The sequence below is a fragment of the Kitasatospora sp. NPDC034035 genome (genome assembly GCF_055575755.1).
In genome coordinates this window covers 173,061-198,369 of record NZ_JBVISA010000011.1, presented here as the reverse complement: position 1 = coordinate 198,369, position 25,309 = coordinate 173,061, and the positions used below count along the sequence as shown (strand labels likewise).

The 25,309-nt window shown below is 72.5% G+C and carries 23 protein-coding genes and 1 riboswitch; of the genes, 14 read left to right on the top strand and 9 right to left on the bottom strand.

Annotation, left to right across the window (positions count from 1 at the left end):
- Window positions 1-66: 66 nt before the first annotated feature.
- From ACZ52J_RS18130 to ACZ52J_RS18120, 3 genes are read right to left on the bottom strand one after another with little or no spacing between them, the layout of a single operon-like run.
- Window positions 67-561, bottom strand: a complete 495-nt coding sequence (locus ACZ52J_RS18130; RefSeq protein ID WP_465619934.1) for a hypothetical protein — start codon at window positions 559-561, stop codon at window positions 67-69.
- A complete protein-coding gene (locus ACZ52J_RS18125; protein WP_465619932.1) occupies window positions 558-2,273 on the bottom strand; it encodes an alpha/beta hydrolase in 1,716 nt (571 codons plus the stop codon). Before ACZ52J_RS18125 ends, ACZ52J_RS18130 begins: the two co-directional genes overlap by 4 nt.
- A 2-nt stretch (window positions 2,274-2,275) precedes the next feature.
- Window positions 2,276-2,689, bottom strand: a complete 414-nt coding sequence (locus ACZ52J_RS18120; protein ID WP_465619930.1) for a hypothetical protein — start codon at window positions 2,687-2,689, stop codon at window positions 2,276-2,278.
- 461 nt (window positions 2,690-3,150) lie between these two features.
- Here ACZ52J_RS18120 and ACZ52J_RS18115 point away from each other — a divergent pair, with 461 nt between their 5' ends.
- Window positions 3,151-4,578 (top strand): aldehyde dehydrogenase family protein, encoded by a 1,428-nt coding sequence (locus ACZ52J_RS18115; RefSeq protein WP_465619928.1) that lies wholly within the window; start codon window positions 3,151-3,153, stop codon window positions 4,576-4,578.
- Between the two features lie 112 nt (window positions 4,579-4,690).
- Here the strand turns inward: ACZ52J_RS18115 and ACZ52J_RS18110 are convergent, their stop codons facing one another.
- Entirely contained in the window at window positions 4,691-6,148 is a 1,458-nt protein-coding gene (locus ACZ52J_RS18110; RefSeq protein ID WP_465619926.1) for a glycine hydroxymethyltransferase, read from the bottom strand.
- 20 nt (window positions 6,149-6,168) lie between these two features.
- Window positions 6,169-6,265: riboswitch (ZMP/ZTP riboswitch) on the bottom strand.
- Window positions 6,266-6,403: 138 nt separating this feature from the next.
- Between ACZ52J_RS18110 and ACZ52J_RS18105 the strand changes: the two genes are divergently transcribed.
- The 3 genes from ACZ52J_RS18105 (at window position 6,404) to ACZ52J_RS18095 (ending at window position 10,923) form a co-directional block, all read left to right on the top strand.
- Complete coding sequence (locus ACZ52J_RS18105) at window positions 6,404-8,026, top strand: ABC transporter substrate-binding protein (protein ID WP_465619924.1); 1,623 nt, start codon at window positions 6,404-6,406, stop codon at window positions 8,024-8,026.
- A gap of 133 nt (window positions 8,027-8,159) precedes the next feature.
- A complete protein-coding gene (locus ACZ52J_RS18100; RefSeq protein ID WP_465619922.1) occupies window positions 8,160-9,152 on the top strand; it encodes an ABC transporter permease in 993 nt (330 codons plus the stop codon).
- Window positions 9,153-9,165: 13 nt separating this feature from the next.
- The gene (locus tag ACZ52J_RS18095) at window positions 9,166-10,923 is read left to right on the top strand and encodes a dipeptide ABC transporter ATP-binding protein (protein WP_465619920.1); all 1,758 of its coding nucleotides are present in this window, start codon (window positions 9,166-9,168) and stop codon (window positions 10,921-10,923) included.
- 103 nt (window positions 10,924-11,026) lie between these two features.
- Here ACZ52J_RS18095 and ACZ52J_RS18090 read toward each other — a convergent pair whose 3' ends face one another.
- Complete coding sequence (locus ACZ52J_RS18090) at window positions 11,027-11,623, bottom strand: GNAT family N-acetyltransferase (RefSeq protein ID WP_465619918.1); 597 nt, start codon at window positions 11,621-11,623, stop codon at window positions 11,027-11,029.
- Window positions 11,624-11,664: 41 nt separating this feature from the next.
- On the opposite strand from ACZ52J_RS18090, the gene ACZ52J_RS18085 reads away from it, so the two are divergent.
- Window positions 11,665-12,075: a cytidine deaminase family protein gene (locus ACZ52J_RS18085; RefSeq protein ID WP_360489797.1), complete on the top strand. Its 411-nt coding sequence runs from the start codon at window positions 11,665-11,667 to the stop codon at window positions 12,073-12,075.
- Between the two features lie 395 nt (window positions 12,076-12,470).
- Window positions 12,471-13,034, top strand: a complete 564-nt coding sequence (locus ACZ52J_RS18080; protein WP_465619915.1) for an EF-hand domain-containing protein — start codon at window positions 12,471-12,473, stop codon at window positions 13,032-13,034.
- 40 nt (window positions 13,035-13,074) lie between these two features.
- On the opposite strand, the gene ACZ52J_RS18075 is transcribed toward ACZ52J_RS18080, so the two are convergent.
- Window positions 13,075-13,650, bottom strand: coding sequence for a TetR/AcrR family transcriptional regulator (locus ACZ52J_RS18075; RefSeq protein WP_465619913.1), 576 nt, complete (start codon window positions 13,648-13,650; stop codon window positions 13,075-13,077).
- Window positions 13,651-13,879: 229 nt separating this feature from the next.
- Here ACZ52J_RS18075 and ACZ52J_RS18070 point away from each other — a divergent pair, with 229 nt between their 5' ends.
- Entirely contained in the window at window positions 13,880-14,530 is a 651-nt protein-coding gene (locus ACZ52J_RS18070) for a dihydrofolate reductase family protein (RefSeq protein WP_465619911.1), read from the top strand.
- Here ACZ52J_RS18070 and ACZ52J_RS18065 read toward each other — a convergent pair.
- Window positions 14,439-15,551 carry an EamA family transporter gene (locus tag ACZ52J_RS18065; protein ID WP_465619910.1) on the bottom strand — a complete coding sequence of 371 codons (1,113 nt, stop codon included), beginning with the start codon at window positions 15,549-15,551 and terminating at the stop codon, window positions 14,439-14,441. The two genes, ACZ52J_RS18070 and ACZ52J_RS18065, sit on opposite strands and share 92 nt — an antisense overlap.
- Before the next feature lie 132 nt (window positions 15,552-15,683).
- On the opposite strand from ACZ52J_RS18065, the gene ACZ52J_RS18060 reads away from it, so the two are divergent.
- From ACZ52J_RS18060 to ACZ52J_RS18035, 6 genes are all read left to right on the top strand, one after another.
- Window positions 15,684-16,109 (top strand): gamma-glutamylcyclotransferase family protein, encoded by a 426-nt coding sequence (locus ACZ52J_RS18060; protein ID WP_465619908.1) that lies wholly within the window; start codon window positions 15,684-15,686, stop codon window positions 16,107-16,109.
- Between the two features lie 188 nt (window positions 16,110-16,297).
- Window positions 16,298-17,536 carry a precorrin-6y C5,15-methyltransferase (decarboxylating) subunit CbiE gene (gene cbiE / locus ACZ52J_RS18055; RefSeq protein WP_465619906.1) on the top strand — a complete coding sequence of 413 codons (1,239 nt, stop codon included), beginning with the start codon at window positions 16,298-16,300 and terminating at the stop codon, window positions 17,534-17,536.
- Window positions 17,533-18,294 carry a precorrin-4 C(11)-methyltransferase gene (gene cobM, locus ACZ52J_RS18050; RefSeq protein ID WP_465619904.1) on the top strand — a complete coding sequence of 254 codons (762 nt, stop codon included), beginning with the start codon at window positions 17,533-17,535 and terminating at the stop codon, window positions 18,292-18,294. Before cbiE ends, cobM begins: the two co-directional genes overlap by 4 nt.
- Window positions 18,294-19,049 (top strand): cobalt-precorrin-6A reductase, encoded by a 756-nt coding sequence (locus tag ACZ52J_RS18045; protein ID WP_465619902.1) that lies wholly within the window; start codon window positions 18,294-18,296, stop codon window positions 19,047-19,049. Before cobM ends, ACZ52J_RS18045 begins: the two co-directional genes overlap by 1 nt.
- A 56-nt stretch (window positions 19,050-19,105) precedes the next feature.
- Window positions 19,106-19,609, top strand: a complete 504-nt coding sequence (locus tag ACZ52J_RS18040; protein WP_465619901.1) for a DinB family protein — start codon at window positions 19,106-19,108, stop codon at window positions 19,607-19,609.
- Between the two features lie 59 nt (window positions 19,610-19,668).
- Window positions 19,669-20,193, top strand: a complete 525-nt coding sequence (locus ACZ52J_RS18035) for a protein-tyrosine phosphatase family protein (RefSeq protein WP_465619899.1) — start codon at window positions 19,669-19,671, stop codon at window positions 20,191-20,193.
- A gap of 25 nt (window positions 20,194-20,218) precedes the next feature.
- Here ACZ52J_RS18035 and ACZ52J_RS18030 read toward each other — a convergent pair whose 3' ends face one another.
- Both ACZ52J_RS18030 and ACZ52J_RS18025 read right to left on the bottom strand, forming a co-directional pair.
- Window positions 20,219-21,748, bottom strand: coding sequence for a UDP-N-acetylglucosamine 1-carboxyvinyltransferase (locus ACZ52J_RS18030; RefSeq protein ID WP_360489817.1), 1,530 nt, complete (start codon window positions 21,746-21,748; stop codon window positions 20,219-20,221).
- Window positions 21,749-21,957: 209 nt separating this feature from the next.
- Window positions 21,958-23,142: a cobalt-precorrin-5B (C(1))-methyltransferase gene (locus ACZ52J_RS18025; protein ID WP_465619897.1), complete on the bottom strand. Its 1,185-nt coding sequence runs from the start codon at window positions 23,140-23,142 to the stop codon at window positions 21,958-21,960.
- Window positions 23,143-23,477: 335 nt separating this feature from the next.
- On the opposite strand from ACZ52J_RS18025, the gene ACZ52J_RS18020 reads away from it, so the two are divergent.
- Window positions 23,478-25,217 carry a TIGR03767 family metallophosphoesterase gene (locus ACZ52J_RS18020; protein ID WP_360489821.1) on the top strand — a complete coding sequence of 580 codons (1,740 nt, stop codon included), beginning with the start codon at window positions 23,478-23,480 and terminating at the stop codon, window positions 25,215-25,217.
- Window positions 25,218-25,309: the final 92 nt, after the last annotated feature.

Genomic DNA, 25,309 nt, shown 5'->3' with positions numbered 1-25,309 from the left:
CAGGACTTGCCCGGCTTCAGGGCTTGCCCGCCTTCAGGACTTGCCTGCCTTCAGGCGTGCCGGCGGTCAGGGCTTGTCCGCCGGCACGCAGGAGGCCCGGACGGTCAGGTGGAAGGTGTCCGGGGCGGTGTCGGGCTCGCCGAGCACCACCGAGGCGGTGAACTCGTCGGAGCCCTTGGCGAGGTCGAGCCGCCGGTCGTCACGGTGCCGGACGGCGAACCCGTCCTGCGCGAGCCGCTGCCGTACCGCTTCGAAGACCTCCGACGCCTTCGAGGCCGACAGCCCGCTCAGGTCGTAGGTCAGGTACGGCAGGTAGGTCGGGGTCGAGCCGACCGGCCCGGGAGCGCACTCGTCCCTGTCTGGCTGGGGTGCGGACACCCGTGCCGCGTCCTTCCCGGGGACTGCGGCGAGCGCGGTGGTGGCGTAGGCCCGGACCTTCTCCTCGGCCCGGCCGAGCCGCATCGACGGGGTGTCGCTGCCGCAGGCGGCGAGGGCGAGGAGGGTGGCGGGCAGCAGCAGGCCGAGCGCGGCGGTCCGCCGGGGGTGGGTGGGTCGGATCATGTGACCGGCTGTCCCGCGATGACCTGGCCGAACGCCTTCCAGGACGGCGTGTTCGCGTTCCAGTAGTGGTCGTGGTCGGTGTCCTGGGCCGGCAGGTGCTGGGCGCCGAAGGCCGGGTTCATCGGGTCCCGGCCGAACCGCAGGTGGTAGTCGTCGCTGGTCGGGTCGAGGTTGTCGATGTCGATCGCCGGGGTCCAGTCCGTGATCGAGTCCTTGCCGCCGAGCACGGTGTAGACGTGGCCGGGGTCGATCTTGGTGCCGTTCCCGAGGTCGGTGTTGAGGTCGGCGGCCCGTTCGACGCCGACGCCGGGACTCCCGGCGAAGATCACGGTGTCCACCGGCAGTCCCTTGTCGCGCATGGTGTAGCCGACCACGGTGCTGCCGTAGCTGTGCCCGATGATGGTGTTGTGGGACGGCGTGCCCTGGTGGGTGGCGCGCAGGCCGGACTGGAAGTTGAACAGGTCCTGCTCGGCGTCCTTGGCGTAGCCCTCGTAGGCCGCGTCCGGGACGGGCGCCCCGAGCGTGGGCGAGGCGGTCTGGGGCGCCGCGTAGTTCACGTACGCGATCGTGGAGACCTTGGCGCCCGGACTGGACTGTTCCGCGCTGCGGTACATCTCCTTGGCCTTGTCCATGGTGCCGCCGACGCCGCCGAGCCGGGACTCGGTGCCGGGCACGAAGGTGGCCACGTGGTCGGCGGTGTCCGGGTCGTTCAGGGCCAGGATCGCGCGGCCGCCCACCGCCGCGGCGTCGAGCCGGAGCAGGTACGGCCGCGGGTTGCTGTCGGTCACGGGCTGGGCGAGGCGGTCCTGGAGCGTCTGGAGGCCGTGCAACTCGTCCTCCAGGCCCTTGCGCTGGGCCTCCCAGACCACGTGCTCCGGGTTCTTGGCGGCGCCGCCCGGCGTACCCACCCAGGAGGTCGGCTCGGCCTGGTCGAGGGCGGCGAGCTGGGTGCGGAGGTCCGACTGGGCCCGGGTCAGGTTGGTCCGGTTCGCCTGGTCCCGGGCAGCGGCGGGGATGCCGTCGAGATTGCCGACCTGGTCGGGGTGGTTGAGGATCAGCCGCTGCTGCTGGGCCGACGTCAGACCGTCCCACCAGGTCTTGACGTCCGCGGGCTTGGTGCCGGCCGGCGGGACGTGGTCCGTCGCGTCGTCCGCGGCCCGGTCGGCCGCGACCGCCGCGCCGGTCAGGCCGGTGCCGTCGGCGGCGTGCTGGGCGAAGCGGTTCAGCTGGCCGGTGATCGCCCGGTCCGCCTGGGCTCCCTCGTTGAGGGCCGCGGTGATCCGCGCGCTGATGTCCTCCGCCCGCTTGCGTATGGCGTCGTCGGCCGAGGCCGCCTGGGTGCCCCCGGGCTGACCGGGGGCGGGACCCCAGCTGATCTGACCGTCGGGGGCCACCGTGAGACCGTCCGCCTTGGCGTCGTCGAGGGCGGCCACCAGGTGGGACTGCGCCAGTGCGAAGGCCTCGCCGGCGGCGCTCAACGAGCGGCTGACGAAGACGAGTTCCTCGTGCGCGTTCTGCAGCTTGGTGGTGAAGGCCTGGAGGTCGCCGAAGACCTGGGTGGCGGTCGTGCCCGTCCAGCCCGACAGCCGGTTGACGACGGTGCTCTGCCAGACGTCGATGTGCTCGGCGAACTTGCCGGCCAGGGCTTCGTAGGCGTTCTTGGCGCCGGCCAGGTCGTTGAGGTCGGCGTCGTGGAGCGTCGCGATGTCCACGGTCACCGTCCCTTCGAGGACTGGTCGCCGACGATCACCGTGTTGAACGGGTCCGGTCTGGACGGGCCGGGCGTGGACGGGGAGGTGCTGGCGGCCGTCCGGGCGGCGGTGCCGTCCAGGTCGTCGGCGATGTTGCGGTCGCTCGACCCGTAGGACTGCGCGATCTGCTGCAGCTTGGTCCCGTACCGGCCGAGGTCGCCCGCCAGACTGTTCAGCAGCGCGGCCCAGTTGGCGGTGCAGTTGTGCAGGGCCGTCGCGGTGGTCCAGCCCTTGAGGCCGCCCTCGGCCTTTCCGCTCGCCTCGGTCAGCGCCTGGTCCTCGCCCGGGACGGCCTGCGCCAGTTGCTGGGCACTCTGCCCACTTGCCGTCAGATCGCTTGGCCTGACGACGAGTTCGAGTGCTTTGTCCGGATCCACTGTCGCTGTCCCCCCTGATCGCCCGTCGATGGACGAGGACAAGGACGCCGGGGACCGGAGGGCAGTTCCGTGCGGAACCGGGCTTCGTGTACCTCCGTTCTGCCTGGTCCGGGGCCTCCTGGTCACCTTCTTCGAGGATGGCCTCCGTCTCGGTTCGCGCGCCCGGCGTGGTGGCGGGCGGTCCTCGTCAACGAGGGCCGGGAGCAGCGTTGCGGCACCCGGATCGGCGCGGTGGCGGATGGCAGGCCGGTGCCGTGGCCGTGCGAGGACCCGGAGCGGCTGGACGCGCGGCGAGCCGAGGCGGGCATCGAGCGGTTCGACGAGTGCACCGCACGGTTCTGCCCCGTGGAACCGGCAAGTTGCCGGGCCGGATGGGCTCTTGCGCGCGGCTGCCCGGCCGTTTTGACTGGCCTCCGACCAGCACTGTCAGTCAAGCGGCTGAGCTGATGAGAGGACAACCGGTGCAGCAGTACGCGGAGTACAGCGACCAGTACATCGACGGCGCCTGGCGGCCCTCCGGGGACCCCGGCTCGATCGCCGTCCTGAACCCGGCGACCGAGCAGGTGCTCGCCACGGTGCCGGCCGGCGGGACGACCGACGTCGACGCGGCGGTGGCGGCAGCCCGCCGGGCCGCCCGGAGCTGGGCCGCGACCACCCGCGAGGAGCGGCTGGACCTGCTGACCCGGCTGCGCGACGGGCTCGCCGCCGCACAGAACGAGATCACCGAGACGGTCGTCGCCGAACTGGGCGCCCCGGTCGGCTTCACCGCCGCCGTGCACGCCGGGCTGCCGCTGACCGTGGCGACCTCCTACCTGACCCTGCTCGCCGAGCACCCCTTCGAGGAGCGGATCGGCAACTCGGTGGTACACGCCGAGCCGGCCGGGGTGGTCGCGGCGATCACGCCGTGGAACTACCCGCTGCACCAGATCGTGGCCAAGGTCGTCCCCGCCCTGGCGGCCGGCTGCCCGGTGGTCCTCAAGCCGGCCGAGGACACCCCGCTGGTGGCCCGGCTGTTCGCCCGCCTGGTGCACGAGGCCGGGTTCCCGGCCGGCGTGTTCAACCTCGTCACCGGCACCGGGGAACTGGCGGGCGCGGCGCTCATCGCCCACCCGGGGGTGGACGTGGTCTCGTTCACCGGCTCCACCGCCGTCGGCCGGCAGGTCGCCGAGACGGCCGGCCGGGGCCTCAAGCGGGTCGCCCTGGAGCTCGGCGGCAAGTCGGCCAACGTCGTCCTGCCGGGCGCCAACATCACCCGCGCGGTCAAGACCAACGTCGCCGGCGTCTTCGCCAACTCGGGCCAGACCTGCAGCGCCTGGACCCGCCTGCTGGTGCACGAGGACCAGTACGAGGAGGCGATCACGCGAGCCGCCAAGGCCGCCGCCCCGTACGTGCCCGGCGACCCCACCGACCCGCAGACCCGGATCGGCCCGGTGGTCAACGCCAAGCAGCTGGCCCGGGTGCGCGGCTACATCGACGGCGCGCTGGCCGAGGGCGCCCGGCTGGTCGTCGGCGGCTCGGAGTCCGTCGCCGAACTGCCCACCGGCTTCTACGTCCGCCCGACCGTACTCGCCGACGTGACACCGGAGATGGCGGTGGCCCAGGAGGAGGTCTTCGGCCCGGTCCTGGTGATCCTCGCCTACCGCGACGAGGACCACGCCGTCGAACTCGCCAACGGCACCCCGTACGGCCTGGCCGGCGGCGTCTGGGCCCGCGACACCGACACCGCCGCCGCCTTCGCCCGCCGCCTCGACACCGGCCAGGTCGACCTCAACGGCGGCCGCTTCAACCCCCTCGCGCCCTTCGGCGGCTACAAGGACTCCGGCCTCGGCCGCGAACTGGGCCGCCACGGGCTGGAGGAGTTCCTGCAGTACAAGTCGCTGCAGTACTAGCGGAATCGGGTGTCGCCCGGGGCCGTCGGCGGAGGTGCCGGCGGCCCCGGGCGTTCCCGGCGGCGTGCGGGGGGTGTGGGGGTGTGGGGGCTCCCCGTGTTCCGGGCGGTCGTCAGGCGAGGTCGATGCCCGGGTAGAGGGGGTACGGGGTGAGGAGGTCGGCGGCGCGCTTGGCGGTGGCGTCGCGGAGGGCGGCGTCGAGGGTGTAACCGGCCTTGGACGGGGTGCCGTTGGCGGCGGTGGTGGGGATGGTGGCGCGCAGGACGGTGTCGATCAGTTCGGCGATCTCGTCCATCTCGGCAGCGCCGAGGCCGCGGGTGGTGAGGGCGGGGGTGCCGAGGCGGATGCCGGAGGTGTACCAGGCACCGTTGGGGTCCTGCGGGACGGAGTTGCGGTTGGTGACGATGCCCGAGTCGAGCAGTGCCGCCTCGGCCTGCCGGCCGGTCAGGCCGTAGCCGGAGACGTCGGCGAGGACGAGGTGGTTGTCGGTACCGCCGGTGACCAGCTTGGTGCCGCGGCGCAGCAGGCCCTCGGCGAGGGCCTGGGCGTTGGCGACGACGGCGTGGGCGTAGGCCTGGAACTCGGGGCGGCGGGCCTCGGCGAAGGCGACGGCCTTGGCGGCCATGACGTGCGAGAGCGGGCCGCCGAGCACCAGCGGGCAGCCGCGGTCGACGTGTTCGGCCAGCTCGGCGGTGCAGAGCACCATGCCGCCGCGCGGGCCACGCAGGGACTTGTGGGTGGTCGTGGTGACGATGTGGGCGTGCGGGACGGGGTCGTGGTCGCCGGTCAGCACCTTGCCCGCGACCAGGCCGGCGAAGTGCGCCATGTCGACCATGAGGGTGGCGCCGACCTCGTCCGCGATCTCGCGCATCAGACGGAAGTTGACCAGCCGCGGGTAGGCGGAGTAGCCGGCGACGATGATCAGCGGGCGGAACTCGCGGGCGGTCTCGCGCAGCGCGTCGTAGTCGATCAGGCCGGTGGCCGGGTCGGTGCCGTAGCTGCGCTGCTCGAACATCTTGCCCGAGATGTTGGGGCGGAAGCCGTGGGTGAGGTGGCCGCCGGTGTCGAGGGACATGCCGAGCATGCGCTGGTTGCCGAGCTCGTGGCGCAGCTGTGCCCAGTCCTCCTCGGTGAGGTCGTTGACGTTGCGGACCCGGGCCCGCTCGAGAGCCGGGCTCTCGACCCGCTGGGACAGGACGGCCCAGAAGGCGGTGAGGTTGGCGTCGATGCCGGAGTGCGGCTGGACGTAGGCGTGGTCGGCGCCGAACAGCTCGCGGGCGTGCTCGGCGGCGAGGGTCTCGACGGTGTCGACGTTGCGGCAGCCCGCGTAGAAGCGGCGGCCGGCGGTGCCCTCGGCGTACTTGTCGCTGAGCCAGTTGCCCATGGCGAGGAGGACGGCCGGGGAGGCGTAGTTCTCGCTGGCGATCAGCTTCAGCGAGGCGCGCTGGTCGGCGAGTTCCCGGCCGATGGCGGCGGCGATCCGCGGTTCGACGGCGGCGACCACGTCGAGGGCGCTGCGGAAGGCGGTGTCGGCGGCGGGGGTCGCGGCGGTGTGGGGCTGCTGGGCCAAGGCGGTCTCCTGACGGGGATGCGGATGGCCCAGGCGCTCGGCAACTTCACGTGAGGTTTCACGAGGCCGCTTCCCGATGGTTGATTCCATCCCTACGCGCCAGTCGCAGCCCACCGGGATCGTATCAACATCGGACGGACTGTGGCGGAGGTCTCAGAATGCGGAACGCCCGGTCCGATTTGTCATCTTATGTCCGTTTCTTTTGCGACGCCGGTGTTGCGGCGAAATGAAGCCGCCACATTCCCGCTGACCGCCGTGTTCGGCACCGAGCAGGACAGCGCCGGGCCGGCCCCCGCCGTCCCGGGCGCCCGCGCGGGCGGCACGCTGAACGTGTACAACAGCGTCGAGTTCCGCCACCTCGACCCGCAGAAGGTCTACGCGGGCGCCACCTACAACGCCTCGCTGCTCTGGGGGCGCCAGCTGACGCAATATCAGATTGTGGACGGCAACGCCAAGTTGGTCGGCGACCTGGCCACCGACACCGGCACCTCCGCCGACGGCGGGCGCACCTGGACGTACCGGCTCAAGCAGGGCGTGGCCTGGGAGGACGGCAAGCCGATCACCGCCCAGGACGTCAAGTACGGCATCGAACGCACCTTCGGCAAGGGCTACGAGGTCGGCCCGCCCTACTGGCCGCAGTGGCTCACCGGCGAGGCGAACTACGAGGCGGCGCGCGCCCAGTACGCGGGCCCGCAGGACGGCGACCTGGCCGCGATCGAGACCCCGGACGAGCGCACCGTCGTCTTCCACTTCCCGCAACCGCAGGCCGACGTCCCGTACATGGCCGCGCAGTCCTCCTCCTCGCCGGTGCGCCGGGACAAGGACACCGGGACGGACTACGACCGCCGGCCGTTCGCCACCGGCCCGTACCGGATCGTCGAGCACGTCCAGAACACCCGGATGGTGCTGGAGCGCAACCCGGCGTGGAAGCCCGAGACCGACCCGATCCGCAACCAGTACCCGGACAAGTTCGTCTTCACGTACGGCAAGGAGGCGCTCAACCTCAACCAGGAGATCCTCTCCGGGCGGGACGGCGGCGCCAACGCCACCACCGCCGCCGACACCCTCTCCCCCGAGCTGTACCAGACGGCCGACACCGACCCGAAGGCCAAGGAACTGGTCGTCTCCGGCCGCCAGGGCGCCTTCGTCACCCAGCTGGTGATCAACAACGAGCGGGTGCCGGACCTCGAGGTCCGCAAGGCCCTGAACCTGGCCTACCCGCGTCAGCAGGCCCGCCAGGTCCAGGGCGGCGCCCGGACCGGCGAACCGGCCACCACGCTCAGCTCGCCCGCGCTGATCGACTGGCAGAAGTACGACCTCTACCCGGCCAAGCCCGAAGGCGACCCGGAGGCCGCCAAGGCCGAACTCGCCAAGGCCAAGCAGGCGCCGGGCAGCCTCACCTACGGGTACAAGAACACGCCGAACGGGCAGCGCGTCGCACAGGTCCTGGTGGACGGCTTCGCCAAGGCGGGGATCACCGTCGTGCCCAAGCCGATCGACCCCAAGGCCTTCCTCGACGAGGTGCACCGCGCCGACTCCCCGTACGACCTGTTCGAGGAGACCTCGTCGGTCGACTGGCCCACCCCGTCCACGCTGATCCCGTTCTCCTTCGACGGCCGCGCCGGCGGCGACATCAACTCCGCGCGCTACCGCAACCCGGAGGTGGAGAAGGAGATCGACCGGATCAACCGGATCGGCGAGCCGCGCGCCAAGGCCAAGGAGCTGTACGCGCTGGAGCAGACAGTGATGAAGGACCTGCCGGTGCTGCCGTTCGCCTACCCGACCGTCAGCCAGCCGCGCGGCAGCAACGTCGGCGGGGCGTTCATCCACCCGATCTACGGGACGGTCTCGCTGGCCTGGCTGTACCTGAAGTCCTGAGCTGTACCTGACGTCCTGAGTGGACGGGGCCCGCTCCCACCCCCTGCCGGTGGGCGGGGCGCGGGCCCCGCTCCCCCGTCGTCTCCTTCCCCCGTCGTCTCCTTCCCCTGCCACGTCGACCCCCGGACCGACCATGCTCTCCTTCGTCCTGCGGCGGACCGTCCAGGCCCTCGCCGTCCTGGTCGCGGTCTCCGCCGCCGCCTTCGCCCTCTTCTACGCCGCACCCGCCGACCCCGCCCGCGCCGCCTGCGGCCCGCGCTGCGACAGCGGACAGGTCGCGGCGGTGCGCCAGAGCATGGGCCTGGACCAGCCGCTCCTCGCCCAGTACACCGACTACCTGGTCGGGGTCGTCGCCGGGCGGGACATCAACGACGTGGACGGCTCGGCCCTCCACTGCGCCGCGCCCTGCCTCGGCTACTCCTACCGACTGCACCAGCCCGTCAGTGAGGCGCTGGCCGACCACCTGCCGGTCACCTTCTCGCTGACCGCCGGGGCGCTGGCCGTCCTGCTGGTGCTCGGCCTCGGCGCCGGCTTCGTCTCCGCGCTGCGACACGGACGGCGGACCGACCGGCTGCTGTCCGGCTTCACCCTGGTCGGCGCCAGCGTGCAGATCTACTTCCTCGGATACCTCGCGCAGTGGCTCCTGGTCTACTCCACCGGCCTTCTGCCGCTGCCCTCGTACACCGCGCCGGCCGAGGACCCGGCGGCCTGGGCGGGCGGGATGCTGCTCCCCTGGCTCGTCCTCGGCTTCGTCAACTCGGCCGTTTTCGCCCGGCTTTCGCGTTCGCAGCTGCTGGAGACGATGAACGAGGAGTACGTCCGCACGGCCCGTGGCAAGGGCCTCGGACAGCTGCGCGCCCACCTCAAGTACACCTCGCGCGGCGCCGCCGGGCCGCTGGTGCAGCTGCTCGGGCTGGAGGCCGGGGCGCTGCTCGGCGGGGCGGTGATCACCGAGACCGTGTTCGGACTGAACGGGGTCGGGCGGTTCGCCGCGCAGGCCGTGGCCGGGCAGGACCTGCCCGCCGTGGTCGGCGCGGTGCTGCTGGCCGCCTGCTTCGTGGTGCTGTTCGTCACGCTGGCCGACCTCGTGGTGGCCTGGCTCGACCCGCGTGTCCGGCTGAGCTGAGGGGAGTCCTGTGATGAAGTCCGATGTTCCGGGTGCCGACGTGAGCGGTGCCGAGCCCGTGCTGAGAGTGCGCGATGCGAGCGGCGCCCAGCCTGTGCTGAGTGTGCGCGACCTGACCGTCACCTTCGCCGATCCGCGCGGTGGTGCGCCCGTGACCGCCGTCCAGGGACTCTCCTTCGACCTCGGCCCGGGTGAAGTCCTGGGCCTGGTCGGAGAGTCGGGCTCCGGCAAGTCGACCGTCGGCCTCGCCGTCCTCGGCCTGCACGACCCGCGCACCACCACCGTCACCGGGTCGATCCGGCTGGGCGGGCAGGAGTTGGTGGGCGCCGGGGAGGACACGCTGCGCGGTGTACGGGGCGGCCGGGCCGCACTGGTCTTCCAGGACGCGCTCACCTCGCTCAGCCCCTTTCACGGCGTCGGCGCCCAACTCGCCGAGATGTACCGACTGCACCACCCCGGGACGGGCCGCGCCGAGGCCCGTCGACGGGCGGCCGAGATGCTCGACCGGGTCGGCATCCCGACGGCCCGGGTGCGCGACTACCCGCACCAGTTCTCGGGCGGGATGCGCCAGCGCGTGATGATCGCGATGGCGCTGATGAACGATCCGCAGCTGCTGATCGCCGACGAGCCGACCACCGCCCTGGACGCCCGCGTCCAGCGGCAAATCCTCGACCTGCTGGGCGAGTTGCAGCGCGAGCACGGCACCGCCGTGCTGCTGGTCAGCCACGACCTGGGCGTCGTCGCCGGGACGACGGACCGCACGCTGGTGCTGCGCGGCGGCGTCCGGATCGAGTCCGCGCCGACCGCCGAACTGCTGACCGTGCCGCGCGAGCCGTACACCCGGGCACTCGTGGGGGCCACGCTCCCACTGGACTCCGTACCGGGCATGTCGCTGCCGACAGTTGATGGTCCGTCACCCTCGCGGGCGTACCGGCCGAGGGTCGTCGAGCGACCCGAGCGATGGCTGGTCGAGGTGGAGGACCTCACCGTGCACTTCCCCGGGCGACGGCGCCTCCCCGGAAGGCGCCGCTTCCCCGGAGGGTGGCGCCTCCCCGACCTGCGGGCCGAGCCGGTCCGGGCGGTCGAGGGCGTCAGCCTGCGGATCGCGCCCGGCGAGACGGTCGGGCTGGTCGGCGAGTCCGGCTCCGGCAAGTCCACCACCTCGCGGGTCCTGGCCGGCCTTCAACGGCCGACCAGCGGAAGGGTGTTGTACGACGGCCTGGACGTCACCCGCCCGGACCGGGAGCTGCGGCACCGGCTCGGCCGCGAGATCCAGTTGGTCTTCCAGGACCCGTACGCCTCGCTCAACCCGCGCCGTACCGTCGCCCAGACCCTCGACACCCCGCTGCGCCTGCACACCCCGCTGACCCCGGCCGAACGGCGGGAGCGGTCCGCCGAGTTGCTGGAGCAGGTCGGACTGAACGCCGTACACCTGGACCGCTACCCGCACGAATTCTCCGGCGGGCAGCGCCAACGGATCGGCATCGCCCGGGCCCTGGCCCCGCAGCCGCGCCTGATCATCGCGGACGAACCGGTCTCGGCACTCGACGTGTCGGTGCAGGCACAGGTGCTCAACCTGCTGATGGAGCTGCGCGAACGCCTCGGCGTGGCCTTCCTGTTCGTCTCGCACGACCTCGCCGTGGTCCGGCACTTCTGCGACCGGGTGGCGGTCATGCACCGGGGCCGGCTGGTGGAGTCCACCGACCGGGACCGGCTGTTCGCCGCGCCGCACACCGAGTACACCCGGGAGCTGCTGGCGGCGGTGCACTGAGGCGGGGTGGGGCGGGCGGTCCGCGCGGGCCGGTTCCTCGCGGGCGGGGTTCCTCGCCGACGGCTCACGCGGGCGGCCCGCCCGGGCGGCTTCGCTCGCGGGGTCAGCGCGGGTCGTCGGGGAGGAGCGCGTAGAGGTACATGTCGCGGCGCTCCCCGCCGATCGTGCGGTGGGAGCGCAACAGGCCCTCGCGGCGGAAGCCGGTCCGCTCGGCGGCGCGCAGCGATCCGGTGTTCCACGGCTCGATGGACAGCTCCAGCCGGGCCAGGCCCAGTTCGTCCAGCGCCCAGTCGGCGACGGCCCGCAGCGCGTGGCCCGCCACGCCCCCGCCGCGCGCCGAGGGAGCCGTCCAGTAGCCGATCGAGGCACGGTCGTCGGGCTGCGGGAACAGGCCGACGAAGCCCACGGCCCGGTCCGGCGCCTCTGCCCCGTCCGCTTCTGCCCCGCCGCCCGCCCCTCCCCCGTCCGCCTGGCAGGCGACCGCGAAGGAGCAGCCGGCGCCGTCGGCGGCCTTCGCCCACTGCCGCTCGACGAAGGCCCGCCCGGCCGCCTCGTCGTACGCGGCCGGAACGGTGGTGACCAGCGGGATGTACGGGTCGGCGGCGGCCTCCCGGATGACCGGCAGGTCGGTGAGGCGCCAGGGGCGCAGGGTGAAGGGGCCGGCGGAAAGGGTTGGCACGATCAGGGGCGGGCGGTTCATGATCGAAGCCTGTCAGGTCCGATCAAAGAGGTGTAGCGAATATGTCCACCAGCAACCAGGCACCCGTGGACACGGAGCTCGTCGAGGCAGCCCAGGAGGTGGCGCGGCGGTACGCGCGGGGCGACAACCACACCGTGGCGGCCGCCGGGCGCAATGCCGACGGGCGGATCGTCACCGCCCTGAACGCCTACCACTTCACCGGCGGGCCCTGCGCGGAGCTGGTGCTCATCGGGGCGGCGGCCGGGCAGGGGGCGTACGAGCTCACCACCGTCGTGGCGGTCGGCGACCGGGAGCGCGGGGTGATCCCGCCGTGCGGGCGCTGCCGCCAGGCGCTGCTGGACTACTTCCCGCAGGTGCGGATCATCGTCGGGCAGGGGTCCGAGCTGCGCACCGTACCGGTGCTGGACCTGCTGCCGGAGACGTACGTCTGGGCCGACCACCAGGAGGACTGACCACCAGGGGGGATGGCCCCAGGAGAACTGACCACCCGGAGGATTGAGGGCACGCTTAGCAGGCCGGCACTCGGGTGCGCGGGGGAATCAGCAGCCGGTCACCCGCATGTGCGAACCGGCGGCGGGCTTTCCGGATACGGCCGACGGCGCTCAGTAACGTGCGGCGGAACGGTCCACGCAGCACGCCCACCGACTTCGCCGCGCCCGGCGACCCCCGCCAGGTCGTCGCCAGCCTTCACCGGTGCCAGATGACCCGCTCCCACCACCCCTGATCCCACCGACCGCGCTCGCGCAGGCATTCGCCCTTCGTTCTGCTGCGCGATTCCGGCTCAAGGCGTTAGCGTGCAGGCGATGTGACATAGCAGACGTAGGAATCGCCAGCCCGAGGGGGCACATTGTCGGACGACCTGCTCAACGCGAAGATTCACCACGGTTTCGATCACCTCGACGCCGACGGCGACGGCCTGCTCACCGAACGGGACCACGTCCTGATGGGCCACTCGGTGGCCCGCTCGCTCGGCCACCAGGAGGGCTCGGAGGCGGAAGCCGTCATCGTCCGCGCCTACCTGACGATCTGGCACGACCTCCACCTCGCGCGACTGCCCGCCGGCACCGAGGCGATCACCCGCGAGCAGTTCACCGCCTCGACCGGCTCGCTCGCCGACGACCCCGAGGCCGCCCGGGACATCCTCGGCGCGCTCGCCGAGGCCTTCCTCGCCGTCGCCGACGCCGACCACAGCGGAACCGTGGACGCGGGCGAGTTCTTCGTCTTCCAGCGCGGCCACTTCGCCGGCCTCGGCCGCGACGACGCCGACGAAGCCTTCCGCCACCTCGACACCGACGGCGACGGCGTGCTGTCCGCGGCCGAGTTCACCAACGCGATCATCGAGTACTGGACCAGCCGCGACCCGGACGCACCCGGCAACTGGTGGACAGGCAAGCCCCCGCACGGCTTCTGAGCCGGACTTACGGACGGGACGGAGCGAAGGATCGTCCCGGTCAGGCGGCCGGGACGATCCGCTCGACGATGGTGTCGACCAGCGCCGCGAGGCCGTCGACGCCCAACACCTCGGGCAGGGTGAGGTGTTCGATGATCAGGCCGGTCATGGCGAGGTAGAGCACGATGACGGCCTCCCGGTCGCCGGGGAGGCCCTCGCCCAGGTGGTAGGCGATGTTGGCCTCCAGGTCGTCCCGGATGGTGCGGGTGAGCTGGGCCCGCAGGTCCGGGCGGCGGGTGGCCTCCAGACGCAGCTCGAGCATCGCGAGGTAGCCGGCCCGGTCGGCGCTGACGCGGCGGATCAGCTCGTGCATCAGGGCCGTGACCAGGGCGCGGTCGCGGGGGGCGCGCATCAGCTCGTCGATGATCGCCGGGTCCGGGATGATCCGGTGGTGGATGTGCCGGGCGGTCTGGTGGAGCAGGTGGTCCCGGCTGGCGAAGTAGTTGGAGGCCGTGCCCTTGGGGACGCCGGCCTGGACGTCGACCGCGCGGAAGGTGAGGCCGCGGGCGCCCTCGTGGGCGAGGACCTCGATGGCGGCGTCGGCGAGGGCGGTGCGGCGGGCGGGGTTCTGGACCATGGGCCGATTCTGCCTCCTGCGGACTTCCGGGACTCGGGGCGGTACCGGATCGGGGCGACATGGGCTCGAGGAGCCGGTTTCAGGAGATTCCTTGTTTCAGGAACCCCTTGATTTCAGGAGACCCCTGGCAACCACTACGACCGGAGTACTATAATTGTCGTGGTTCATGGAGCAGGCCTGGACGGCCCGCGCCGCGTCCCGATCCCGTTCATCGATCCCGAGGACCTGAATGCGCAAGCTCAGCTACTTCGTCGGCACCACCATCGACGGCTTCATCGCAGCCCCGAACGGTGACTTCGACTTCTTCATGCCGCACCTCACCGAGGACTTCGCCCCGACGCTCTTCACCGAGTACCCGGAGACCATCCCCACCCCCGGCCGCACGGCGGTCGGCATCGCGGAGGCACCCAACAAGCGCTTCGACACCGTGCTCCAGGGGCGCGGCAGCTACGACGTCGGGCTGGCCGTCGGCCTCACCAGCCCGTACGCCCACCTGCGGCAGATCGTCTTCTCCCGCACCCTGGAGTCGAGCCCGGACCCCGCGGTGGAGGTCACCGCCGAGGACCCGCTGAGCGTCGTCCGCCGGCTCAAGCAGGAGGACGGGCTCGGCATCTGGCTCTGCGGGGGCGCCGACCTGGCCGGCCGGCTGCTGCCCGAGATCGACGAACTGATCATCAAGCAGTACCCGGTGGTGGCCGGGTCGGGCATCCCGCTGTTCCGCACGGGCTTCGAACCGCGCACCTTCACGCTCACCGACAGCCGGGTCTTCGAGCGTGGGAACGTCATCCTCACCTACGCCCGGACGACACCTTCGACGGACGCGAACGCGCAGGACGCGCAGGACGCCCCGGGCGCGCAGAACGCCGCGGCCGCCGGCTGACGCTCACCACCAGGCAGACGCCCGCGACCACGATCGCCCCGCCCGCCAGGGTGGGGCCGGTCAGCGGCTCGGCCAGGATCAGCCAGCCCAGCAGCACCGCGACCACCGGGTTCACGTACGCGTACGTGCCGACCAGCGTCAGCGGGGCGGAGCGCAGCAGCCAGGCGTACGCGGTGAAGGCGACCAGCGAGCCGAACACCACCAGGTAGGCGAGGGCCAGCCAGGACCGGCCGGAGACGGTCGCCAGGTCCAGCCCGTGCTGCTCACCGCGGACCAGTCCGATCAGCAGATCGCAGAGGCCGCCGGCCAGCATCTGGTACGCGCTCGCGGCGAGCACGTTGCCCGGCAGCGGGATCTTCTTGCTCGCGAAGGAGCCGGCCGACCAGAGCAGCGTGGCGCAGATGATCAGGATCACGCCGAGCGGCTTGATGGACCCACCGATCGCCGGGGCCGACAGCACACCGAGGCCGACCAGCCCGAGCAGCACACCGGCGAGCTCGGCGGGCTTCGGACGCTCACCGCCGAAGGCCGTCAGCACCACCATCCACAGCGGGACGGCCGCCACCAGCAGAGCGGCCAGGCCGGAGGGCACGGAGGTCTCGCCCAGGACCACCAGTCCGTTGCCACCGGTCAGCAGCAGCACGCCGACCAGGGCGGCGGAGGCCAGCTGGCGTCCGCTCACCTTCAGCCCGGCCGGGCCCTGGCGCACCAGCAGGTAGCCGGCCAGCAGGAGGCCCGCGGTGAGGAAACGGGCGGCGGCGGAGAGGAACGAGGGCATCGTCTCCACAGCGATCCGGATCGCCAGGTAGGTCGAGCCCCAGACGACGTAGACGACGGCGAGGGCCAGCCAGACCGCGCCGCCGAGGCGGGCGGCGGGGCGGGCGTCGCCGAGCGGGGACGGGCTGGTGGAGGGGGTGGTGGAGGGGGTTGTGGAGGGGGTTGTGGTGGACAGGCTGGTGGAAGGCGTGGCGGGGGCGGGACCGGGGGCGGTGGCTGGTTGGGATGAAGCGGGCGATGTCATGTGTGTCCCCCTAGGACGGTGCTGGCCGAACATCCGATATGACAGCGCATCGACGACCTGGTGCGCCAGTCGGTATCACGAATCGGACCGGAGGACGTACCGTGGGCGCTCCCCAGCCAGGAGGTCGAACCCGTGTCCGAGTCCGAGGAGGACCTGCCCTTCTTCGTCTACGGCACCCTGCGCAGCGGCGGCCGCAACCACGCTGCGCACCTGGCCGGACGCTGTGCCGACGTCCGCCCGGCGGTACTGGACGGCGCCGCGCTGCACGCGGGCCCCGGCTTCCCGTACGCGGTGCTCGACGCGACGCCCGGACGCCGGATCGCGGGTGAGCTGGTTACCGTACGCCCGGGCGCGTACGCCGGAGCACTCGCGGCCCTGGACCTGCTGGAGGAGTGCCGCGCGGACGGGACCGGGCTGTACGTGCGGCGGCGGATGGCGGTGCGGACGGCGGCGGGTGAGCCGCGGGACGCGTGGGTCTACCTTGCCGGGCCGGCCGCCGAGGCGCGACTGCGCGAGCGGCCGGCGCTGATCGAGTCGGGGGACTGGGCGGACAGGTGACGGCTGACGGCTGACGGGGGCGGCGAATAACTGACAGCGGACAGAGTTCAGCGAACAGAGTTTGAAATCTGTCATCTGTCATCTGTCCCCTGTGAGATCCGGCCCGGACCTCCCGGATACCGCCAGGTAGGCTGCCCCGGCCAGCATGATCGCTGGATCCCCAGGATCGAACGGACGAGGAGCCACCGGTGCCCGAGCTGCCACCCCCGATCACCGTCGTCGGGATCGGGGCCGACGGCTGGCCCGGCCTCGCCGCCACCTCCCGGGCCGCCCTGCGGGACGCCGAGGTGGTCGTCGGCGGCCCCCGCCAGCTGGACCTGCTCCCCGACGACGAGGTCACCGCCGAGCGCGTCCCCTGGCCGTCCCCGTTGCGCCCGGCCGTCCCCGGCCTGCTCGCCGCCCACGCCGACCGCCGCGTCGCCGTCCTGGCCAGCGGCGACCCCATGTTCTTCGGCATCGGCCGCACCCTCGCCGAGACCGTCGGCGTCGAGCGGCTGCGCGTCCTGCCGCACCCCTCCGCCGTCTCCTACGCCTGCGCCCGGCTCGGCTGGCCGCTGGAGGCGACCGAGGTGGTCAGTCTGGTCGGCCGCCCACTGGACACCCTCGCGCTCGCCCTTCACCCCGGCCGCCGCCTGCTGGTGCTCAGCGCCGACGCCGCGACCCCGGCCGCCGTCGCCGCGCTGCTCACCGAGCGCGGCTACGGCACCGCCCGGCTTCGTGTCCTCGAGAAGCTCGGCCACCCGCGCGCGCGGCAGCTCGACGGCCCCGCCGACGGCTGGCCGCACCTGCCCGGCGACCCGCTGAACCTGATCGCCGTCGAACTCGGCGACGGCCCCCGCAGCTCCCTCGTCCCCGGGCTGCCCGACGCCGCGTTCGAGAGCGACGGCCAGCTCACCAAGCGCCACGTCCGCGCCGCGACCCTCGCCACGCTCGCCCCCTCCCCCGGCGAGCTGCTCTGGGACGTCGGCGGCGGCTCGGGCTCGATCGCCGTCGAGTGGCTGCGCGCCCACCGCGACTGCCGGGCCGTCAGCGTCGAGCGGGACCCGGTGCGCGCCGAGCGGATCGCCCGCAACGCCGCCGCGCTGGGCGTGCCCCGGCTGCGCGTGGTGACCGGCCCCGCCCCCGCCGCGCTCACCGGACTCCCCACGCCCGACGCCGTGTTCATCGGCGGCGGCCTCACCGTGCCCGGCCTGCTGGACAGTTGCTGGGCCGCACTGCGCCCGGGCGGCCGGCTGGTCGCCAATACCGTGACCCTGGAGTCCGAGGCGCTGCTCACCGAGTGGTACCGACGCCACGGCGGCGAACTCGTCAAGCTGGCCGTCGCCCACGCCGTCCCGGTGGGCGGCTTCACCGGGTGGCGCCAGGCCATGCCGGTCACCCAGTGGTCCGCCGTCAAGACCGACACCCCCCAGGAGGACGCCTCGTGACCGTCTACTTCATCGGAGCCGGCCCGGGTGCCGCCGACCTGATCACCCTGCGCGGCCAGCGCATCCTGGCCCGCACCGAGGTCTGCCTGTTCGCCGGCAGCCTGGTGCCGCGCGAGCTGCTGGACGAGTGCCCGCCCGGCGCCCGGCTCGTCGACACCGCCCACATGACGCTGGACCTGATCATCGACGAGATGTCCCGCGCCCACCGCGAAGGCAAGGACGTGGCCCGGCTGCACTCCGGTGACCCGTCCGTCTTCTCCGCCGTCGCCGAGCAGATGCGCCGCCTGGACGCGGTGGGCATCCCGTACGAGGTGGTCCCCGGCGTGCCCGCGTTCGCCGCCGCCGCGGCCGCGCTGAAGCGGGAGTTGACCGTGCCGACCGTCGGCCAGACCGTCATCCTCACCCGGATCGCCAAGCGCGCCACCCCGATGCCCGAGGGTGAGGACCTCGCCACCCTCGGCCGCAGCGGCGCCCTGCTGGTGCTGCACCTGGCCGCCGGATACGTGGACGACGTGGTCGAGCAACTGCTCCCCCACTACGGCGCCGACTGCCCGGCCGCCGTCGTCGCGATGGCCAGCCGTCCGGACGAGCTGGTGCTGCGCGGCACCGTCGGCGACATCGCCGAGCAGGTCAAGGCGGCGGGCGTGGTCCGCACCGCCGTCATCCTCGTCGGCCGGACGCTGGCCGCCGAGCACTTCCGCGACAGCCACCTCTACTCGGCGGACCGTGAACGCCCGCACGAGCCCTGCGGGTCCTGATGCGCCACCTGCTCATCCTCGGCGGGACGACGGAGGGGCGGACGCTGGCCGCCGCCCTCGACGGCCGCCCGTCCCTGCGGGTCACCAGCTCGCTGGCCGGTCGGGTCGCCCAACCCCGGCTGCCCGCCGGGGAGGTGCGGATCGGCGGCTTCGGCGGCCCGGACGGCCTGGCCGCCTGGCTGCGCGCCGAGCGGGTGGATGCCGTCGTCGACGCCACCCATCCGTTCGCCGCCGGCATCTCGCGGAACGCGGCCCTCGCGGCCTCCGCCACCGGCGTGCCGCTGCTGGTGCTGCGCCGCCCCGGCTTCACCCCCGTCGACGGGGACCGTTGGCTCCCCGTCCCCTCGCTCGACGCGGCGGCCGAACTGCTGCCGCGGCACGGGGAGCGGGTCTTCCTCACCACCGGACGCCAGGGCCTCGCCGCCTTCGCCCACCTCGACGGGGTCCACTTCCTCGCCCGCTCGGTCGACCCGCCCGAGCCACCGCTGCCGCCGTCCTTCGAAGTCCTGCTGGACCGCGGCCCGTTCACGCTCGACGGCGAACGGGCGCTACTGCGCGAGCACCGCATCGACGTCCTGGTCACCAAGGACAGCGGCGGCGCCGCGACCGCCCCCAAGCTGACCGCCGCCCGCGAACTGCGCCTGCCCGTCATCATCGTGGAGCGTCCGCCGGTGCCGGACGGCGTGCCGGTCGTGCCGGACGTCGAGGGCGCGGTGCGCCGGCTGGAACAGCTGGGCCTGGAGCCGCCGGGCTGAGTCCGGTCCGTGAAATTGCCGGGCGGTCCCGCCGACCGCCCCGGCAGGATGGCCTGATGAGCGACGACCAGCGCACCCCGACCCCGCGTACCTCCGACGAACGCACCACCCTGACAGGCTTCCTGGACCACCAGCGCGACACCCTCGCGATGAAGTGCGCGGGCCTGACGACCGAGCAGCTCCGTGCCCGGGTGCTGGAACCCTCCGGGCTCTCGCTGCTCGGCCTGGTCCGGCACCTCGCCGAGGTGGAGCGCAGCTGGTTCCGCAACGTCTTCAACGACGAAGCCAGGCCCGGTTTCTGGAAGAACCCCGACGGCACGTTCGCCGAGTTCGACACCGAAACCGCCGACCCGGACGAGGCCTTCGCGATCTGGCGCCGCGAGTGCGACCACTCCCGGGAACTCGTCGCCGCCGCGGAGTCGTTGGACGTCCTGGGCCGCCACGGCGAGGAAGTCTTCTCGCTGCGCTGGATCCTCACCCACATGATCGAGGAGTACGCCCGCCACAACGGCCACGCCGACCTCCTCCGCGAACACCTCGACGGCACCACCGGCGAGTAGCACCCGCGAGTAGCACCGGCGGCTGGCACCGGAGCCTGGCGGCGCCAGAGGGAGCAGGGATGCGAACCCGCCAGAAGGAACGCGACACCCCCGGGCCGTCGGGCCCGTGGAACGAGATCGTCCCCGGGCTCTGGATGGGCGGGCACTACTTCACCCCGCCCGGCGGAGAGCTGGAACCCGCCGTCGTCCGGCGCGAGTTCGACCTGGTGGTGAGCCTGTTCACGCTTCCCGGGCACGGTCCGGCACCCGGGGTGGAGCACGTCGTCCGGGAGGTGCCGGACGACCCGCTCTCCCCCGGCCAGCTCGCGTCCGTGCAGGAGGCGGCGGAGCTCACGGTGGCGGCCGTCCACCGCGGCCGCCGGACGCTGGTGCGCTGCCACTCGGGCTACAACCGCTCGGGCCTGGTGGTGGCGCAGGCGCTGGTCGGCCTCGGCCGTGACAGCGGTGAGGCGATCCGGCTGGTTCGGGAACGGCGGTCGCCCTGGGCGCTGAACAACCCGGTGTTCGTGGAGTACCTGAACACCGGGTTGGACGTGGCCATCCTGCTGACCGGACTCAACGGGTGGGGCCTGTCAGCAGGATGACGGTCTATCAGATATTTCGAATATCTCAGATGTCGCGGAAGGTCTCGATCTGGGCGCCGATCGAGTTGAGGCGCTCGGCGAGGTCCTCGTAACCGCGGTTGATGACGTAGACGTTGCGCAGGACCGAGGTGCCCTGGGCGGCGAGCATCGCGAGGAGGATGACGACGGCGGGGCGCAGCGCCGGGGGGCACATCATCTCGGCGGCGCGCCAGCGGGTGGGGCCCTGGACCAGCACGCGGTGCGGGTCCAGGAGCTTGACGTCCGCGCCGAGGCGGGTCAGCTCGGTGAGGTAGATCGCGCGGTTGTCGTAGACCCAGTCGTGGATCATCGTGGTGCCGTGGGCGGCCGCGGCGATGGCGGCGAAGAACGGCACGTTGTCGATGTTGATGCCGGGGAACGGCATCGGGTGGATGGTGTCGATCGGGGCGGTCAGCTTGGAGGGGCGCACCGTGAGGTCGACCAGGCGGGTGTGGCCGTTGTGGGCCCGGTACTCCGGGGTGCGGTCGTAGTCGAGGCCCATGCCCTCGAGCACGGCGAGCTCGATCTCCAGGAACTCGATCGGCACCCGGCGGATCGTCAGCTCGGAGGAGGTGACGACGGCGGCGGCGAGCAGGCTCATCGCCTCCACCGGGTCCTCGGCCGGGGTGTAGTCGACGTCGCAGGTGATCTGCGGGACGCCGTGCACGGTGAGGGTGGTGGTGCCGATGCCCTCGATCCTGACGCCCAGCTTCTCGAGGAAGAAGCAGAGGTCCTGGACCATGTAGTTGGGCGAGGCGTTGCGGATGACGCTCACGCCGTCGTGCCGCGCGGCGGCGAGCAGGGCGTTCTCGGTGACGGTGTCCCCGCGCTCGGTCAGGACGATCGGGCGGTCCAGCGGGGCGCCCGGCTCGACCGAGGCGTGGTAGGCGCCGCCGGTGGTGGCGACCTCCAGGCCGAAGCGGCGCAGCGCGGTCAGGTGCGGCTGGACGGTGCGGGTGCCGAGGTCGCAGCCGCCCGCGTACGGGATGGCGAAGTGCTGGGCGCGGTGCATCAGCGGGCCGAGGAACATCAGCACGCTGCGGGTGCGGCGGGCGGCCTCGACGTCCATCGCGGCGAGGTCCAGCTCGGCGGGCGGGGTGAGTTCGAGGTCGCGGCCGTCGTTGATCCAGCGGCTCTTGACGCCGATGCTGGTGAGCACCTCGAGGATGCGGTAGACCTCTTCGATCCGGGCGACGCTGCGGATCGTGGTGCGGCCGGTGGTCAGCAGCGAGGCGCAGAGGATCGCGACGCAGGCGTTCTTGCTGCTGCGGACGTCGATGGCACCGGAGAGGCGGGTGCCGCCGGCGACCCGCAGGTGCATCGGGCCGGAGTAGCCGAGGGAGACGATCTCGCTGTCGAGGGCTTCGCCGATGCGGGCGATCATCTCAAGGCTGACGTTCTGCTTGCCCTGTTCGATGCGGTTGACCGCGCTCTGGCTGGTACCGAGTGCCTCTCCGAGCTGCGCCTGGGACCAGCCGCGGTGCTGGCGCGCGGTACGGATGAGGGTGCCGATTCGGGTGAGATAGTCGCCTGTCACTCGCCAGACCATATCTCATGGCTGAGATGACGATGGAACCGATGGACGGTGCGGCGCTCCTTTTGTCCGTTTCCCTCCCTGTATGGCCGTCAGATCTTCACATCACCACGTGGTGTCGTCACGCTCCCGTGACAGTCGTGACAATGTCACGGGCCCGGCGGCATCACAGCCCGCGGCATCACAGCCCGCGGCATGACGGCCCGGCGGCATCACGGCCCCAGTGGCTCCGCCCGGCCGACGACGGTGCCCGCGCGGTCGATGCAGATGACGTCCACCGCGACCGGCGAGCCCCGCAGCACGCCGAGCGCCGTCGCCCGGGCCGCCTCGGCGACCAGGTCCCCGAGCGGAACCCCGGCCGCGCGGCACAGCTGCACCGCCTCCAGACCCGTGTTGGCCGCCGCCACCGCCTTCGCCAGCGCCTCGTCCGCCCCACCCCGCCGGGCCAGTTCGGCCAGGTACCCCTTGTCCACCTGGGAGCGCGCGGAGTGCAGGTCGAGGTGGCCGGCCGCGAGCTTGGACAGCTTGGCGAAGCCGCCCGCAATGGTCAGCCGGGGCACCGGGTGGCGCTTCAGGTACTTGAGCACGGCGCCGGCGAAGTCGCCCATGTCCAGCAGCGCGTCCTCGGGCAGCCCGTGCACCGCGACCGCGACCTTCTCCGAGGTCGACCCGGTGCAGCCGGCCACGTGCGTGCGCCCCGCCGCCCGGGCCACGTCCACGCCGCGGCGGATGGAGTCGATCCAGGCCGAGCAGGAGTAGGGGACGACGATCCCGGTGGTCCCGAGGATCGACAGGCCGCCGAGGATGCCGAGCCGCGGGTTCCAGGTCGAGCGGGCGATCTCCTCGCCGTGGTCGACGGAGATCTCGACCACCACGTCCCCGCTGCCGCCGTGCTCGGCGGCCACCTCGGCGACGGCGTCCCGGATCATCTGCCGGGGCACCGGGTTGATCGCCGGCTCGCCGACGGGCAGCGGCAGGCCGGCCTTGGTGACCGTCCCCACCCCCGGGCCGGCCCGGAACACCACCCCGGCACCGGGCCGGCCGGCCCGTACGGTCGAACGGATCAGTGCACCGTGGGTGACGTCGGGGTCGTCGCCGGCGTCCTTGACCACTCCGGCCATGGCACTCCCACCCGCGGCGAGCTCCTCGGCGGTCGGCCCCCCGTCCAGTTCCTCGGCGGCGAGGGCGAAGGCGGGCCGCTGGCCCTTGGGCAGGGTGATGACCACGGGGTCGGGGAACTCGCCGGTGAGCAGCGCGGTGTACGCGGCCTTGGTGGCGGCGGTGGCGCAGGCGCCCGTCGTCCAGCCGTGCCGCAGGCCGCTGCTCTTCAGCTGACCTGCCCGGCCTCCCGCCCCGGCTTCCGCCTGGGCTGCGCCTTCGGCTCCCGCTGCGGCCACCTGCGCCTCGCTTCCGACGGCGCCCGCGCCGTCCGTCCTGCTTCCCGGGCGGCCGGTCCGGCCGCCGCCGCCGATTTTCCCCCATTCGCCCGGGCGGGGCCCGACCGGGGTGGCCCGTGGCACCCCGGGGCGGGGGCGCCGGGAAGCCGGTGTGCGAGCTGCGCGGGAGCCGTTGTCCCGCGTTCCCGAAGTGTTCTCCGCACGGGTCTCGCTCCCTGGGCCTACCAGTGAGTAATCTGGCGGTCCGCCAGAAGCGGGGTCATGACACGTGGGTCCGGTGATCGGGTAGTCCGCCCGGCCGGGCCATCAGTATGTGGGGGTTTTTTGTGGCAGGGATGAGTCGGCGTACGTTCCTCACGGGTACGTCGGTGGCCGCCGCGTGGTCCGCCTTGTCGCTGGGCGGCGCACAGTTCGCCTCCGCCGCGACGCGCGACCAGGCGCTGGCGACCACGGCCGCGCGGGCGGTCAAGGTCACCGGGACCACGCTGGAGCAGGTGGCCACGCCGGTCGGCACCGGCGGCTACAAGCGGCTGACGGCCGGGCCGGGCTGGCCGCTGGTGGTCCGCGGCGACCTGGCGGCGGCGGGCACCGGACGGGACGACCGCCGCACCGGGCTGGCCAGCTTCGTCCAGTTCAGCGACCTGCACCTGGTGGACACCGAGTCCCCGGTGCGCTTCGAGTACCTGGCCCGGTACAACGGCAGCGCCTACCGGCCGCAGGAGGCCCTGAACGCCCGCGGCGTCTCGGCCCTCGTCGAGCGGGTCAACTCGCTCGCCACCGGCCCCTACACCGGCATGCCGTTCAGCATGGTGATGGCCACCGGTGACAACACCGACAACCACGAGCTCGCCGAACTCGACTGGTACCTCAAGGTCATGGGCGGTGGCCGACTGGCCCAGAACACCGGTGACCCGAACCGCTACGAGGGCGTCCAGAACTCCGGCAACGCGGCGTACTGGAACCCCGAACTCGCCTACAGCGACGGCTACAAGGCCAAGGGCTTCCCGCTGGTGCCCGGCTTCCTCTCCGCCGCCGGCCGCCCCTTCGACGCGCCCGGCCTGCGTACGCCCTGGTACACGACGGTCGGCAACCACGACGACAGCATCGAGGGCACGCTGCCGGACCTCGGGCTGCTCAACGACCTCTACACCGGCCAGTACAAGCTGGAGGGCTGCGACGACGCGACGGCCGCCCAGCTGACGGACTCGCTGCGCCGCGACCCGGCGGGCGCCGTGCTGCTGCTCGCCAAGCTGATCGCCGACGGCGAGGCGGTGCGCCGGATCACCCCGGACGAGCGCCGCAAGCCGTTCACCCTCAAGGAGTTCGCCAAGGCCCACCTGAACCCGGCGGTCACCGGCGCGGGCCCGTTCGGGCACGGCTTCACCTCGGACATGGTGAGCAGCGGCAAGCTCTACTACACCTTCCGCATCTCGGAGAAGGTGGTCGGCATCAGCCTGGACACCACCAACCAGGCCGGGTTCGCCGACGGCTCGCTGGGCACCGCGCAACTGCGCTGGCTGGAGCAGCAGCTGCAGGCGCACAGCGGGCACTGGTACGACGCCGACGGGCGCCGGGTGACGGGCGGCAGCACGGACGACGTGATCATGCTCTTCAGCCACCACACCAGCACCTCGATGGGCAACCTGCTGCCGGACCCGCGCAACATCTTCGAGCGGCGGCACGACGGCAACGAGCTGGTGACGCTGCTGCAGCGCTACCCGAACGTCGTCGCGTGGGTGAACGGGCACACCCACATGAACAAGATCACGCCGCACGGCCACGCGGTGCCGGAGCGGGCGTTCTGGGAGATCAACACCGCCTCGCACATCGACTACCCGCAGCACGGCCGGATCATCGAGGTCGTGGACAACGGGGACGGCACGCTCTCGCTGTTCACCACGCTGATCGAGTCCTCCGCGCCGTACACGACGGACTTCGGCGGCACCTCGGACGCCAACCTCGCGGCGCTCTACCGCGAGCTGTCGTACAACGACCCGAACGGGCGGCCGACGGCGCTGCTGGGCGCGGGCGAGGACCACAACACGGAGCTGCTGATAGCCAAGCCGACCCGCTGACGGCCGGCAGACAACGGCTGGCGGGCAACGGCTGGCGGGCAACGGCTGACGGCTGACAGGTAACAGCAAACAGAGGACAGCTGACAGATGAT

Coding starts and splice junctions, on each gene's coding strand:
- ACZ52J_RS18130 (WP_465619934.1), bottom strand. CDS start 561: ATGATCCGACCCACCCACCCCCGGCGGACCGCCGCGCTCGGCCTGCTG.
- ACZ52J_RS18100 (WP_465619922.1), top strand. CDS start 8,160: ATGCTCTCCTTCGTCCTGCGGCGGACCGTCCAGGCCCTCGCCGTCCTG.
- ACZ52J_RS18095 (WP_465619920.1), top strand. CDS start 9,166: ATGAAGTCCGATGTTCCGGGTGCCGACGTGAGCGGTGCCGAGCCCGTG.
- ACZ52J_RS18090 (WP_465619918.1), bottom strand. CDS start 11,623: ATGAACCGCCCGCCCCTGATCGTGCCAACCCTTTCCGCCGGCCCCTTC.
- ACZ52J_RS18085 (WP_360489797.1), top strand. CDS start 11,665: ATGTCCACCAGCAACCAGGCACCCGTGGACACGGAGCTCGTCGAGGCA.
- ACZ52J_RS18075 (WP_465619913.1), bottom strand. CDS start 13,650: ATGGTCCAGAACCCCGCCCGCCGCACCGCCCTCGCCGACGCCGCCATC.
- ACZ52J_RS18070 (WP_465619911.1), top strand. CDS start 13,880: ATGCGCAAGCTCAGCTACTTCGTCGGCACCACCATCGACGGCTTCATC.
- ACZ52J_RS18065 (WP_465619910.1), bottom strand. CDS start 15,551: ATGACATCGCCCGCTTCATCCCAACCAGCCACCGCCCCCGGTCCCGCC.
- ACZ52J_RS18045 (WP_465619902.1), top strand. CDS start 18,294: ATGCGCCACCTGCTCATCCTCGGCGGGACGACGGAGGGGCGGACGCTG.
- ACZ52J_RS18040 (WP_465619901.1), top strand. CDS start 19,106: ATGAGCGACGACCAGCGCACCCCGACCCCGCGTACCTCCGACGAACGC.
- ACZ52J_RS18035 (WP_465619899.1), top strand. CDS start 19,669: ATGCGAACCCGCCAGAAGGAACGCGACACCCCCGGGCCGTCGGGCCCG.
- ACZ52J_RS18020 (WP_360489821.1), top strand. CDS start 23,478: ATGAGTCGGCGTACGTTCCTCACGGGTACGTCGGTGGCCGCCGCGTGG.